The organism is Lysobacter sp. SCRH-1R (genome assembly GCF_057747855.1).
Map to the genome: position 1 here is coordinate 1,859,239 of NZ_CM173227.1, position 13,762 is coordinate 1,873,000.

General features: G+C 70.6%; 10 protein-coding genes. 5 read left to right on the forward strand and 5 right to left on the reverse strand.

The genetic code is table 11. The features are described from left to right. Positions 1-8: 8 nt before the first annotated feature. Both AC3ANK_RS08400 and AC3ANK_RS08405 read right to left on the reverse strand, forming a co-directional pair. The gene (locus tag AC3ANK_RS08400; RefSeq protein WP_484172711.1) at positions 9-1,793 is read right to left on the reverse strand and encodes an SLC13 family permease; all 1,785 of its coding nucleotides are present in this window, start codon (positions 1,791-1,793) and stop codon (positions 9-11) included. 123 nt (positions 1,794-1,916) lie between these two features. Further along, a complete protein-coding gene (locus tag AC3ANK_RS08405; protein WP_484172712.1) occupies positions 1,917-2,432 on the reverse strand; it encodes a gluconokinase in 516 nt (171 codons plus the stop codon). A gap of 144 nt (positions 2,433-2,576) precedes the next feature. Here AC3ANK_RS08405 and AC3ANK_RS08410 point away from each other — a divergent pair, with 144 nt between their 5' ends. Next, positions 2,577-2,972, forward strand: coding sequence for a GFA family protein (locus AC3ANK_RS08410; RefSeq protein WP_484172713.1), 396 nt, complete (start codon positions 2,577-2,579; stop codon positions 2,970-2,972). Between the two features lie 22 nt (positions 2,973-2,994). Here AC3ANK_RS08410 and AC3ANK_RS08415 read toward each other — a convergent pair whose 3' ends face one another. Continuing rightward, on the reverse strand, positions 2,995-3,384 hold the full coding sequence (locus AC3ANK_RS08415) for a MerC domain-containing protein (protein ID WP_206858463.1): 390 nt from the start codon (positions 3,382-3,384) through the stop codon (positions 2,995-2,997). Between the two features lie 57 nt (positions 3,385-3,441). Here AC3ANK_RS08415 and AC3ANK_RS08420 point away from each other — a divergent pair, with 57 nt between their 5' ends. Genes AC3ANK_RS08420 through AC3ANK_RS08435 form a run of 4 tightly spaced genes read left to right on the forward strand, consistent with a single transcriptional unit; the run spans position 3,442 to position 10,185 of the window. Continuing rightward, positions 3,442-5,382 carry a TonB-dependent receptor domain-containing protein gene (locus AC3ANK_RS08420; RefSeq protein WP_484172714.1) on the forward strand — a complete coding sequence of 647 codons (1,941 nt, stop codon included), beginning with the start codon at positions 3,442-3,444 and terminating at the stop codon, positions 5,380-5,382. Continuing rightward, entirely contained in the window at positions 5,382-9,338 is a 3,957-nt protein-coding gene (gene cobN, locus AC3ANK_RS08425; protein WP_484172715.1) for a cobaltochelatase subunit CobN, read from the forward strand. Before AC3ANK_RS08420 ends, cobN begins: the two co-directional genes overlap by 1 nt. Beyond that, on the forward strand, positions 9,335-9,844 hold the full coding sequence (locus AC3ANK_RS08430; RefSeq protein ID WP_484172716.1) for a MotA/TolQ/ExbB proton channel family protein: 510 nt from the start codon (positions 9,335-9,337) through the stop codon (positions 9,842-9,844). The genes cobN and AC3ANK_RS08430 overlap by 4 nt, the downstream gene beginning before the upstream one ends. Next, the gene (locus tag AC3ANK_RS08435) at positions 9,844-10,185 is read left to right on the forward strand and encodes a DUF2149 domain-containing protein (protein WP_206858438.1); all 342 of its coding nucleotides are present in this window, start codon (positions 9,844-9,846) and stop codon (positions 10,183-10,185) included. The genes AC3ANK_RS08430 and AC3ANK_RS08435 overlap by 1 nt, the downstream gene beginning before the upstream one ends. Before the next feature lie 40 nt (positions 10,186-10,225). On the opposite strand, the gene AC3ANK_RS08440 is transcribed toward AC3ANK_RS08435, so the two are convergent. Then, positions 10,226-11,890 (reverse strand): CHASE2 domain-containing protein, encoded by a 1,665-nt coding sequence (locus AC3ANK_RS08440; protein WP_484172717.1) that lies wholly within the window; start codon positions 11,888-11,890, stop codon positions 10,226-10,228. After that, entirely contained in the window at positions 11,887-13,536 is a 1,650-nt protein-coding gene (locus AC3ANK_RS08445; RefSeq protein WP_484172718.1) for a FecR family protein, read from the reverse strand. Before AC3ANK_RS08445 ends, AC3ANK_RS08440 begins: the two co-directional genes overlap by 4 nt. Positions 13,537-13,762 lie beyond the last annotated feature (226 nt).

The window sequence follows — 13,762 nt, forward strand, 5'->3', positions numbered from 1 at the left end:
TCGCGCCGCTACATCCACAGCCGCTGCGCCATGTAGGCCACCGTCGCGCCGATCAGGATCGTGAGCGGAATGCCGACGCGCAGGAAATCGGCGAAACGGTACTGGCCCGGATTGAGGATCAGCAGGTTGCCGTGATGGCCGATGGGCGTGAGGAACGAAGCGACCGCGCCCATCGCGATGCACACCACCATCGGCAGCGCGGGCAGCCCGAGGCTGTCGGCCATCGCCAGCGCGATCGGCACCAGCAGCACCGTCGTCGCCGCATCGGACAGGATCTGCGTCAGCAGCGCCGCGGCCGTGAACAGGATCGCCAGCAACACGAACGGCGTCAGCGATCCCGCGTAGCCGGAGAGCAGGTTGGCGAGCATCTGCGCGGTGCCGGTCCTGCTCATCGCCAGGCCCAGCGGGATCACGCCGGCGATCATCACGAAGATGCGCACGTCGATCTCGCGATAGGCACGCTCAAGGCTCGTGCAGCCGGTCAGCACCATCGCCACGGCGCCGGCGAGGAAGGCGATCTGCGGCGGCAGCATTTCGGTGGCGGCGGCGACGAGCGTCGCGGCGAGGATCGCCAGCGCGACCGGCGCGCGGCGCGGCGAATGCCATTCGGCGCGGAACGGAATCAGCATCAGGAAATTGCGGGTTCCGCCGAGTTCCGACAGCGCTTCGGGTTCGCCGGAAAGCACCATCAGGTCGCCTTCGCGCAGCACGATGTCCGACAGCTCGCCGTGCAGCCAGCCGTCGCGACGCCACAGCCCGACCACGACCACGCCATAGGCGCGGATGAAATCGACCGAGGCGATGGTGTGGCCGATGAACTCGGAGTTCGGCGCGACCACCGCCTGCACCAGCTGATGGCGCGCCTTCGCCTTCTTCGAATCGCCATCGCCATAACGCACCACCGCGTGCAGCAGCAGGCCGGGTTCGTCGTCCTTGAGCGCGGCGATCTGTTCGGGCGAGGCGCGCACGAGCAGCACGTCGCCGCCTTGCAGTTCCAGGTCCTCGGTCTGGTTCGGCAGGCGTTGGCCGTGGCGCAGCCAGTCCACGGTTTCCAGGCGCTTGGCGAAATGGCTGCGGAATTCACCGAGGGTCCTGCCGATCCACGGCGAGTCCTCGTCGACCAGCAGCTCGGTGTAGTAGCGGTCGAGCTTGAGGTAATCGTTGCCGGCTTCGCCCTGGCGTCGCGGCAACAGGCCGCGGCCGAGCAGCATGAACACCGTGCCGAGCACCACCAGCACCGCGCCGATGGGCGTGAAGGTGAACAGGTCCAGCGGCGGTTCGCCGTGGCGGCGCAGCAGGTCGCCGGCGAGCAAGAAGGCCGGCGCGCTGATCAGCGTGAGCGTGGTGCCGAGCGAGGCCGCCAGCGACATCGGCATCAGCAGGCGCGAGGCGGCCATGCCGGAATCGCGCGCCACGCGCAGCACGATGGGCAGCATCATCGCCGTGACCATCAGATGGTGCGAGAACGCGGCCATGCACGCGGTGGCGGGCATCAGCACGGCGATCGCCCGCCACTCGCTGGTGCCGGCGGCGCGCCCGATCGCGGCGCCGATGCGCTCGGTGATGCCGGTCGCCGACAATCCCGCCGACAGCACGAACACCGCCGCCACGATGATCGCCGGTTCGCTGGAGAATCCCGACAGCGCTTCGCGCGGCTCCAGCAGGCCCGTCAGTACCAGCGCGAGGGTGGCCAGCATCGCGACCAGGTCGACGCGCAGCTTCTCGCTGATGAACAGCGCGAGCGTCGCGGCCAGGATCGCAAGGAACATCCCCTGTTCGACGGTGACCGTCATCAGGCCACCTGCCACGTCGTCTGCATGCACGTTCCCGCCGGATGCTTGGTTCGCCACGACGCTAGCGTGGGCGGTGCGCGTGGTGCGTGAACGTTGCGGGGGAAGGGATCGGCGCGTGCTGCGTCACGTCCCGTCGAGCGCGGCGATCACCGTTTCGAGCACCTGCGCCGGTGCGTCGTCGTCGACGTCGATCGTGATCACGTCCGGCTCCGCGACCGGCGGCTCCAGCGCGTCGAACTGGCTCGCGAGCAGGCTTGCCGGCATGTAGTGATCGCGGCGCGTGGCCAGTCGTGTCGTGATCGACGCCGCCGGTACGCGCAGGAACACGAACCGCATCGGCACGCCGCTTTCGCGCAACCGCTGCCGGTGCGCCGCGCGCAGGGCGGAGAACGCCAGCACCGACGATTGCCCGAGCGACGCCAGGCGCTGCAGTTCGCGTGCAAGCGCGGCGACCCAGGGCTCGCGTTGCGCGTCGTCCAGCGGTACGCCCGACGCCATCTGCGCGCGCGCCTGCGCGGAGTGGAAGTCGTCGGCGTCGAGGAACACGTGGCCGTAGTGCTTCGCCAGTCCGCTGGCGAGCGTGGTCTTGCCGCTGCCTGCGACGCCGATGACGACGATGGCGTGGGGAAGGGTGGGCATGTTGCGGCGTGGGCGTGGGATCGCGCGTCAGCGTAGCGCGTGCGGTGCCTCACGAGGTGAGGGAACGGAACGCCGGTGGTAAGGTCGGCATCGCGAAGGCCGCCCCGGATTCGCACGAACGCGCATCCTGCAGGAACCCGCGCCATGACCCGCCGCGTCGCTTCATGCAATTGCGGACAACTCACCGCCATCGTCCACGGCGAGCCCGTCCGCGTTTCGATCTGCCATTGCCTGGCGTGCCAGAAGCGCACCGGCAGCGTGTTCGCGGTGCAGGCGCGGTTTCCGGCCGATGCGGTCGAGATATCGGGCGAGAGCAGGCGGTACGCGCGCACCGGCGACGAAGGCACCACGGCGCGTTTCCACTTCTGCCCGGAATGCGGCGCGACGGTCTTCTACTGGCCGGAAGCGATTCCCGGCTTCGTCACGATTCCGGTCGGCGCGTTCGCCGATCCGGATTTCCCGCCGCCGCGCGTATCGGTGTACGGGGTGCGACGGCATGCGTGGGTGCGAGAGCCCGAGGGCATCGAGCATCTGGATTGAATCGCGGACGCCGCGGCACTTATTAGACGCAGGATTTCGCGCGGGAGTGACGTCGCCGCCAGTTCCACGCATGCGCGCTCGCGAGCAGCACGCTGCCGGCCACGGTGATCGCGGTTTCCCATGCATGCGAAGGCCAGCCGATCGCGCCCATCGCCAAGGCCGCGACGCCGCCCGCGCTCAACATCCATAGCGCTTTCGGCAACGCGCTCACCCGGTGCGACCGCCACAACGCGATGCCGGCCAGCGGCACGGCGAGCATCACGAACAGCACGTGCACCCATTCCGATGCCTGCCAGAACGCCAGCGCCGGAAGGAATGCCGCCACGACCGGCAAGGCGAGGCAATGCAGCAGGCACAGACCGGACAGACCGATCGCCGAGGCATCGAAGAAGCGCGCATCGGAGGGTTTCATCGGCTTGATCCTTGTTTAAATTGATATGTTATAACATATCGAAACAAGGGGAATCCGATGTCCGCAACTCGTCTCACCGGTCCTGCGCTGACCGTCGCGCTGGCCATGCCCGGCGCTGCCGCCGCCAATGGCGTCGCCTCCGAACTTCCCGCCGTGGTGGTGACCGCCACGGCCACCGAACGACAGCTCGACGACGCGCCCGCGTCGATCTCGGTCGTCACCCGCGAACAACTGCAGCAGCGACCGGTGATGGACCTGTCCGATGCGGTTCGCGGCAGCACCGGCGTGACCGTGGGCGGCATCGGCCTGGGCCGGCGCGGCATCCGCATCCGCGGCATGGACAGCGAATACACGCTGGTGCTGGTCGATGGCCGTCGCATCAACGCGGCCAGCGACGCGATCGCCCACGCCGATTTCGACCTGGGATGGATGCCGGCCGAAGCCATCGAACGGATCGAAATCGTGCGCGGACCGATGTCCTCGCTCTACGGCTCCGAGGCGCTCGGCGGCGTGGTCAACGTCATCACCCGCAGCGCGACCGACCACTGGCTCGGCAGCGCGACGGTGAATGGCGGTCGTGTCGCGGGCGATCTCGGCGGCGACACGTGGCAGGCCGGGGTGTACGCCGGTGGTCCGCTGGTGGATGGCGTGCTGGGCGTGAGCTTCCAGGCCGAGTCGCGGCGCAAGGAGGCGAGCGTGGATCCGGCCGACGATCGCCTGACCGAACAGGAAGGCCGCGACGCCGACAACGGCAGCCTGACGCTGAGCTGGACGCCGGACGACGCGCAGCGCATCGACCTCGCCCACCTGGAAGGCCGCGAGGAACGCTGGCGCGATGCGTTGCAGTCCGGCGGGCCCGCGTACGTGTACGAGACGCGCGACCACATCGAGCGCAGCCAGACCTCGCTCACCCATCGCGGCACGTGGGCGTGGGGCGACAGCGTGCTGCGTGCGTACCGATCCACGCTCGACCGCGACAACACGCGTTCGCGTGGCGAGCCCACGAGGCCGCAGCGGTTGCGCGAGGACATCGTCGATGGCCATGTCAGCGCGCAGCTCGGGCTGCGCCATCGGCTCAGCGTGGGCGGCGAGTGGCGCCGCGAGGAACTCGACGACGCCACCGTCAACGCGCTCGCGCATGCCGCATCGATCCAGCGCGCCCTGTTCGTGCAGGACGAGATCGAACTCGCGCCGGACGCGTCGCTGGTCCTGGGCGATCGCGCGGACCATCACCCGCAGTTCGGCTGGCATCACAGCCCACGCGCGTACGTCGTGTGGCATCCGCATGAGGCGTGGACGCTCAAGGGCGGCGTGGGTAGCGGTTTCAAGGCGCCGACCCTGAAGCAGCTGTCGCCGCAGTACTCGGCCGTGGGCGGCGGTGGACGCTTCACCATCTACGGCAACCCGGACCTCAAACCCGAGACCGCGACTTCGTACGAACTGGGCGCGACGCGCCACGGCACGGGCTGGTCGCTGGGCGCGACCGCGTTCCACAACGAGCTGGAGGACCTGATCCAGACGATCTGCGTCTCCGCCTGCGGCGTGCGCGGCCGGGAAGTGCGCAACTACGTCAACGTGGCCGAAGCGCGCCTGCGCGGCGTGGAATTGAACGGCCAGCTCGATCTGTCCCCGCAACTGCAGGTCGATGCGAACTACACCTGGCTGCAGGCACGCGACCGCACCACCGGCCTGCCGCTCAACGAACGGCCGCAGCACAGCGGCGCCGCCACGCTGGCATGGACGCCCACGCCGGCGCTGCGCGCGGCACTGCGTTCGGAATACGTCGGCACGCAATGGCAGCTGTCGGGCACGCAGCGGGTGCGACTGCCGGCGTACATGCTGTGGTCGCTCGATGTCGGCTATCGCATCAGCGATCGGCTGAGCGTGCGCGCCAGCATCGAGAACCTGGCCGACGAACGCCTCGACGAACGCTCGGCGCTGTATCCGTATCCGGAAACCGGCCGTTACTACAACGTCGGCCTGACGCTGGGCTTCTGATGCGTCGGCTCGGCAAGGTGCTCGGCTGGCTCGGCGTGGCGCTGGTGTCGGTGCTGTCGCCGATGGCGTTCGCGCAGGAACGTCCCGCGACGGCGGCGCCACTGCGCGTGGCGGTGATCGCCAACGATTTCGTGCTTCCCGGCAAGACGGCGCGGCTGTCCGCATGGGGACGCGACAAGGGCGTCGTGTTCCGCCACGTCGCGATCGGACGCGCGGATGGCGAGGCGTCGCGATGGCTGCGCGACACCGACCTGGCGATCCTCGACACGCCGCGTCCGTCCGACGCGGAGCAGGTACGCGAGGCGCTCGGCGACGCGCTCGATCGCGCGGAGGTTCCATGGGTGCAGGTCGGCGGTGGCGCGCCACGCTTCGGCGCGCTGCGCGCAGACACCGCACGACGCCTGCTCGGCTATTACGCCGCCGGCGGCGAAGCGAACTTCCGCGCCATGATCGACCATCTCGCCGCATGGCGATCGAACGCCGACGCGTCGTCGATCCCGCCGCCGCAGGCGCTTGCGTCGACCGGCTTCCATCACCCGTGGGCGCCCGGCGCGTTCGCCGATGCCGGGCAGTACCTGCACTGGCGCGCCGGCCGTGGTATCGCCGCCGATGCGCCGACGGTGGCGATGCTGATCGCGCCGGGCGCCATCGCGTCGATGCAGACGGCGGTGGTGGACGCCGCCATCGAACGCAGCCAGGCGCACGGGGTGAACGCGGTGGGCGTGTGGTTCGACGCGGGCGATCCGCACGGGCTCGAGAACGCGCTGCGTGGACTGCGCATCGACGCCATCGTCAATTTCACCCATCTGCAGAACGGCGAAGCGCGGCGCGAGGAATTCGAGCGCCTCGGCGTGCCGGTGCTGCAGACGCTCAACCATCGTCAGGGCCCACCGGAAGCGTGGCGCGCGGCGCCGCAGGGCGTGGCGATGCCGCTGGTGGCGACCTTCCTGGCCGTGCCCGAAGGTTGGGGCATGAGCGATCCGCTGGTGCTGGGCGCGGTCGAACGCGGCGAGCAGGTGCCGATCGCGGAACAGGTCGACGCGCTCGCCTCGAAGCTCGCGCGCCTGTCCGCGTTGCGACGCAAGCCCGCCGCGCACAAATCGCTGGCGCTGATGTTCTGGAATTATCCGGCGGGGGAGAAGAATCTCTCCGCCTCGCACCTCAACGTGCCGCGCAGCCTGGAGCGCCTGACGCACGAACTCGCGCGCGCCGGGTATCGCGTGCGTCCCGCCGACGAAGCGCGGCTGATCGCCGATGCGCAGGCGATGCTCGGCGGCCTTTACCGGCCGGAGACGCTCGACGAACTGCTGCGTCGCGATCTTGCCGCGCCGTTTCCGGTCTCGCGTTACCGCCAATGGTTGCAGACCCTGCCGGCGCAGCGGCGCGATGCGCTGCTGGCGCGCTGGGGTGCGCCGGAAGAGCATCCGGCCGTGCGCGACATCGATGGCGAACCGATGTTCGTCATTCCGCGCATGCAGCTCGATCGCCTCATCGTGATGCCGCAGCCGCCGCGCGCCGGACGCATCGGCGAGGCCACGCACGACCAGGCCTCGCTGCCGGGCCATTACTACCTCGCCGCGTACCTGTTCGTGCGCGAGGGCTTCCGAGCCGACGCGCTGATCCATTTCGGCACGCACGGCACGCAGGAATGGACGCCGGGCAAGGATCGCGGGCTGTGGATCAACGATTTCCCGTTCCTGACGCTCGGCGACCTGCCGGTCTTCTATCCCTACATCCAGGACAACGTCGGCGAAGCGGTGCACGCCAAGCGGCGCGGGCGCGCGGTGACGATCAGCCACCAGACGCCGGCGTTCGCGCCCGCGGGCCTCTACGACGAGCTGCGCGACCTGCACGCGCTGGTGCACGAATACCAGCAGCTGGAAGACAGCGGCGTCCGCACGCGCACGCAGCAGGCGATCCTCGATGCCGCACGAGTCGCCGGGATGATGGACGACATGGGCTGGCAGGCCGATGCCGCGCGCGCGGATTTCGCCGGATTCTTCGACGCGCTGCACGATCACCTGCACGAACTGGCGCGCAGCGCCATGCCGCTCGGCCTGCACACCTTCGGCGAACCGGCCGCGCCCGCGCATCGGCTGGCGACGGTGATGCAGCAGCTGGGCGAGCCGTACTACCGCGCACTGGGGCTGGATCCGGACGAGGTGTTCGCCGGCGATTTCAACCGACTGCAAACCTCGCCCGCATATCGCGTGCTGCATCGCCACCTGCGCGAAGGCGTGCCGCTGGACGACGTGCGCGACGACGCATTGCGCGGGCTGCTGCGGCGGGCGAAGGACCTCGATGCGGCGCTGGCCGACACGCAGGAGATCGAGTCGCTGCTGATGGGCCTGGCGGGCGGTTTCGTGCGACCCGGTGCGGGCGGCGATCCGGTGCGCAATCCCGACGTGCGCGGCGGTCGCAACCTGTTCCCGTTCGAGCCGGACCGGATCCCCACGAAAGCCGCGTACGCCGCCGGCGGCGAAGCGCTGGAGCAGCTGCTCGCCGCTTATCGCGAGGAACACGGTGGACGCACGCCGGAGAAGCTCGCCTTCAGCCTGTGGTCGTCGGAGGCGATCCGCCACCTGGGCGTGCTCGAAAGCCAGGTGCTGCACGCACTCGGCCTGCGCCCGGTGTGGAACGAAGGCGGACGCGTCACCGCGCTGGAGATCGTGCCCGACGCCGAACTGCGACGTCCGCGCATCGATGCCGTCGTGCAGGTGACCAGCGTGTATCGCGACCAGTTCGATGGCTTCATGCGGATGCTCGCGCAGGCGATCGACCGCCTCGCGGCGCAGGACGATGCGAAGACCAATCCGGTAGCGCGCAACAGCGAAGCGGTGGAACGTGCCCTGATCGAACGCGGCGTGGATGCGCCGCGTGCGCGGCAACTCGCGCGCCTTCGCCTGTTCGGCAACGCGCCCGGCGAATACGGCAGCGCACTGCCCGACGCGGTGCTCGCCGAAGGCGGGGACAAGGATGACGCGACGCTCGCGCGGGGTTTCCTGCAGCGCCTGCAGTACGGCTACGGCGCGGGGGAATGGGGGACGTCGCTGGAGCCGGGGCAGGGCAACCTGTTCGCCGAACAGCTGCGCGGCGTGCAGGCGGCGGTGCTGGCGCGTTCGTCGAATCTGCACGGCATGCTGTCCACCGACCATCCGTTCGAATACCTCGGCGGCCTGTCGCTGGCGGTCCGTCATCTGGATGGCGCCAGTCCCGCGCTGTACGTCTCGGACCTGCGCGGGCAGCGACCGCGCACCAGCAGCGCGAAGGGCTTCCTCGCCGCCGAGCTGCGCAGCCGCCAGCTCAATCCGCAATGGATCCGCGCGATGCAGCAGGAAGGCTATGCCGGAACCCTGCAGGTGCTGGACACGGTCAACAACCTGTTCGGCTGGCAGCTCGCCGACCCGTCGATGGTGCGCGACGCGCAATGGCAGGCGATCCACGACACCTACGTGCGCGATACGCGGCGGCTCGGCATCGACGCATGGTTCGAACGCGCCAATCCGACCGCGCAACGGCAGATGATCGCGCGCATGCGCGAGGCGATCGAACGCGGCCACTGGCACGCCGATGCGCGCACGCGGGCGGAGCTGCGGCAGCGCATGCGCGAACTCGATGCCCGGACGCATCCGCCGCGCGATTCCGCCGCACGCGTGGGCGCGGGTTCCGGTCTCGGCCTTGCCGTCGGCGTTCCGACGATGGCGAACGACGCCAGCGGCGAAAGCGCATCCACTTCCGCGAGCACCGCCGACGCGGTCGCGCCGCCGTCACCGACACCCGCCCCACCGCAGGTGCGCGGACGCGTGCTGCGCGAGGTCGGCGAGGCCGAACCCGTCGTCGCCGATCGCTGGCATTCATGGCTCGGCCTGGCGCTGCTCGCGTCCTGCCTCGGCCTGGGCGCGTGGCGACAGCGCCGCCCGATCCACGTTTCGATCTCCCCGGAGCCTTCCCGATGAACCCGTTGGAAACCCTGCTGTACGACGTCTCGCACCTGTTCCTGGTGCCGGTGCTGTTGTTGATCCTGCTGTCGCTGGTCTATGCCTTCGTCGTGCTGGGCGCGTTCACGATGGAAGCGTGGCAGCGCGGTCGCGGGCGGCACCGCTCGGCGCTCGCGGCGTGGCAGGCGCGCAGTGGGGCGGGCAGCGAGGACATGGAGCTGTGGATCATGAAGCGCCTGGAGGGGTTGCGGATCGTCTCGCGCACGGCGCCGATGCTCGGCCTGGTCGCCACCATGATCCCGATGGGCCCGGCGCTGCTGGCGCTCACGCGCAGCGACGCCGCCACCGTCGGCGAGAACCTGGTGGTCGCGTTTTCCGCGGTGATCCTGGCGCTGGTCGCCGCGAGCGTGAGCTTCCTGGTGCTGACCGTGCGGCGCCGCTGGCTGCTGCAGGAACTGCGCGAGGTCGAACGCAACCGCACGCACGCCACGACCGCCGCCGCGCCGATGCGGGAGGCGGCCTGATGCGCTTCCTCGAACACGACGAGGCCGACGACCCGATCCTGTCGGTGGTCAACCTGATCGACCTGTTCCTGGTGGTGATCGGCATCCTGATGATCGTGATCGTGCGCAACCCGCTCAATCCGTTCTCGCAGGACAACGTGGTCGTGGTCGAGAACCCGGGCGAGGCCGACATGCGCATCGTGGTGAAGGACGGCGAGGAGCTGACGCGCTACGAATCCACCGGCGAGATCGGCGAGGGCGGCGGCATTCGCGCCGGCGTGACCTACCGGCTGCCGGACGGGCGGATGGTGTACGTGCCGGAAGGCGGGCAGGCGCCCGCATCCGGCGACGCCGCGCGGTGAGGTGATCCGCGGCTCGACGATCCGGAAGGCGCGAACCGCATCACCCCGGCGCCTGCGCTCCCACGCCTGCCGCAAGCTCACTCGCCGCCGCGACGCGATTGCGTCCGTTCTCCTTCGCCAGGTACAGCGCCGCGTCGGCGCGATCGAACAGCGCGTCGGCGGTGAGCGGGGCTTCGGGGTCGCTGGTCGCCAGGCCAATCGTCAGCGTCGGCGCGCGCAGGCCGGCGGTCTGGAAGACCGGAGCGAGATCGGCCATGCGGACGCGGAGTTTCTCGACGCGCTCGCGCGCCTGCGCGGCGTCGGTTTCGGGGAAGACCAGCGCGAATTCGTCGCCGCCCAGGCGCGCGGCCATCTCGCGCGGGCGCAGCAGCATGCCTTCGAGCAGGCCCGCCACGCGCATCAGCAGCCGGTCGCCGCGCGTGTGGCCGGCGGCGTCGTTGAAGAGCTTGAAGTGGTCGACGTCGATCAGCGCCAGGGTCAGCGGTTCGCCGTCACGCGCGCAGGCGGCGAGTTCGCGGCCGAGCGAGGCGGTGAAATCGCGGCGGTTCGATAGTCCGGTCAGCGTGTCCAGGTGCGCCTGCCGGCGCCAGTGGCGAAGGTGCGCGGTGACGGCGAGCAGCGCCGTGGCGATCAGCACGAACACCACCGGCATCGGCCCGAACCACACGTGGGTGAAGCGCAGCACGGCGACGGCCAGCGCGATCACCGCCACCGCCGGCACCAGCAGTAGCAGCACCGCGCGGCGCATGCTGCCGCCCAGTCCGAGCCACGCGAGCAGCGCGGCGATGCACGACGCCGACAAGGCATGCCACGCCGGCGAGGCATCGCGCGTCGCGTTGCCATGGCGCAGCGTGTCGAACGCGTTGGCGAGGAACTCCGCGCCGGTCATCCGGCCGCTGCCGTAGGTCGGCGTGAGCAGCGGCGCGGCGAGGCCGGGCGCGGTCGCGCCGACGATGATCCAGCGATCGCGCAGCGCATGCGCCGGAACGGTTCCATCCAGCACATCCGAATACGACACGCGCGGATACGTGCCGTCCGGCCCGGCGAACCGCAGGCGCACGCGCCCGCTGCGCACCCAGTCGAACGGTGTCGCCGAAGGCACGGTCGGCGCGTGTTGCGAAGGTGCACCACGCCCCACGCCGAGCAGCGCTTCCGGCAGCGACGGCCAATGCGCGTCCCCCAGCCCCGCGCGCGACACGAGGTCGCGCATGCGTCCGTCGGCGTCGCCGGGCAGGTCGGTGTGGCCGTAACCGGCGGCTGCCGCGGCGATGACCGGCGTCGGCAGCAGTTCCTCGGTGGGGCCGTTCGATTCCGACGCCGACGGCGCCACCGGCAGCACGACGCCGCCGTGGCGACGCATCGCGTCGGCGAGCGCGACGTCGTTCGCCGCGCCGGCGCGATCGGGCTCGGACAGCACGAGGTCGAGCGCGACCGCACGCGCACCGCTTTCGCGCAGGCGGTCGACCAGGCGCGCGTGCACGTCGCGCGGCCATGGCCACTGGCCGAGCGCGGCCAGGCTGCGCTCGTCGATGGCGACGATGAGCGTGCGGCCGTCGGGTTCGGCGGTCCAGTCGGCCATGTGCGCGTCGTACAGCGCGGTGTCCAGCCGCTGCAGCACGCCGCCATACGCGAGCACGGCCGCGAGCACGCCGGCGACCAGCGTCAGCAGGGTGCGGCGCGACATGCTCAGCGGCAGGCGGGTCATAGCAGGAGCAGCACCAGCGCCGCGCCGGCGCCGCCGGCGACGTAGCACAGGCGGCAGGGCAGGCGGATTTCCTGCACGCCGCCGATCCGCATCTCGTCGCCCGCCTGGTCGAACGCATGCACGCGTACGTACCAGCGACCGCCGCCCGGCCGCGCGACGCGCAGTTCGGGCGTGGCCACGACCTCGTTCACCCGCACGTCGCTGAAGTCGGCCTTGCGCGAGAGTTCGACGCGATAGCGCGGCGCATCGCGGAACGCGCGCCAGCGGATCACCAGGCGGCCGTCGTCGGTGGACGGCTCGGAGAGTCCGGGGTCGGCCGGCGGATCGGCGATCTCGAACGGCAACGCTTCGCCGAACAGGCCGATCTGTCCGTCCGCGTCCTCTGCGGCCACGCGCCACCAGTAACGGCCCGGCACCAGCGCATCGGCGGCGCGCGTGCGCAGGTCGTCGCTGCGCAGTTCGGCGACGCGGTCGGCCATGCCGGCATCGCGCGCGATCTGCACGTGCGCGCGCACCGCGCCTTCGCTGCGCGCCCATTCGAAGCGCGGCCTGGGCTGGAACACGACTTCACCGTCGGCCGGTCGCAGCGTCAGCGGCGGCGCGGGGCCGGCGGGAATGTCGATCGCGTGCACCGCGTCGCGACCGGCGATGCCTTCGGCATCGAGCGCGCGCACGCGCAGCAGGTAACGTCCGGCGGGCAGCGCGTCGATGCGCGCGGGCGACGCCGCGACGGTGGTTTCGGCGTGCTGCACGTCCGGCGAGCCGGCATCGACCACGTCGACCTGGTACGCGGACGCGCCTTGCACCGGCGCCCACGCGAGCGAGAGCGGCAGCGCATCGACCTTGGTCGCGCCTTCGTCGAGCGTTGGCGCGGGCAGCAGAGCGCGCGCGCGGACGCGGCCGTCGTTGCGGCTGCCGAAGCCGGCTTCCAGATCGGCGTCGCCGTGGGAACCGTCGACGGCGACGCGGCCTTCGAGTACCTCGGTGGTTTCGCGGCCCTCGTCCACGCTGGTGCGGAACCGCGTGCCGCGCACGCTCGAGGTGGCCGACGGCGCGCCGACGTCGTAATGCGCGGCGGCGCCACGCTGCTTCTCGACGCGATGCGTCGCGCGGCCCTGCTGCACGCGCATGCGCGTGTCGACCATTCCGGTGCGGCCGTAACGCACCAGCCGGTCGAATTCGATGCGCGTGCCGGGGGAGAGCATCACCCGCGAGCCGTCGGCGAATTCGACGGTCGCGCTCGCGTTGGCGTCGGTCGCGATCCAGCCGCCGATGCCGATGCGCTGGTCCTGCGCCGCGGCGGTTTCGGGCATGCCGGCACCGGCGGAGAGCTTCACCGCGCCGCGCACGAAGGCCACGCGCGCGCTTTCGGGCTGTTCGCGCAGCCAGGCCACCGGCACGCGGATGCGCGTTCCCGGCGGCAGCGTGTACGGATCGGCCACGCCGTTGTGGCTTTGCAGTCGTCGCCAGTCGACGTCGCTGCGCAGGTAACGCGCGGCGAGGTCCCACAGGTTGTCGCCGGGGCGCACGTGGTACGTCCATTCGGTGGCGAAGGACGGCAGGGATGCGACCAGCAATACGATCGCCAGCGCAGCGGCGCGCGCGGACCGGTGCATCGGGCGCGGCTGCATCGAACTGTGCGACATCTGGCGACTTTCTCCTATTGGCGGCGGCGCGGGATTATGCATTAGCTCCGCGGCGCCCGGCCGCACCGCATCGGGCGGCGAGGGGATCCGGACGCGATCGCGACGACGCGCGTTGTGCGGGCGGTCATGCGGGGGTGAGATTCCGCAAGAATTCGCAATAGTTCGTTATTGCCCGCCCGGCACTCGCTCTTTACCTTCGGCCCGAACCCGGGGAGGCGGGGACGGT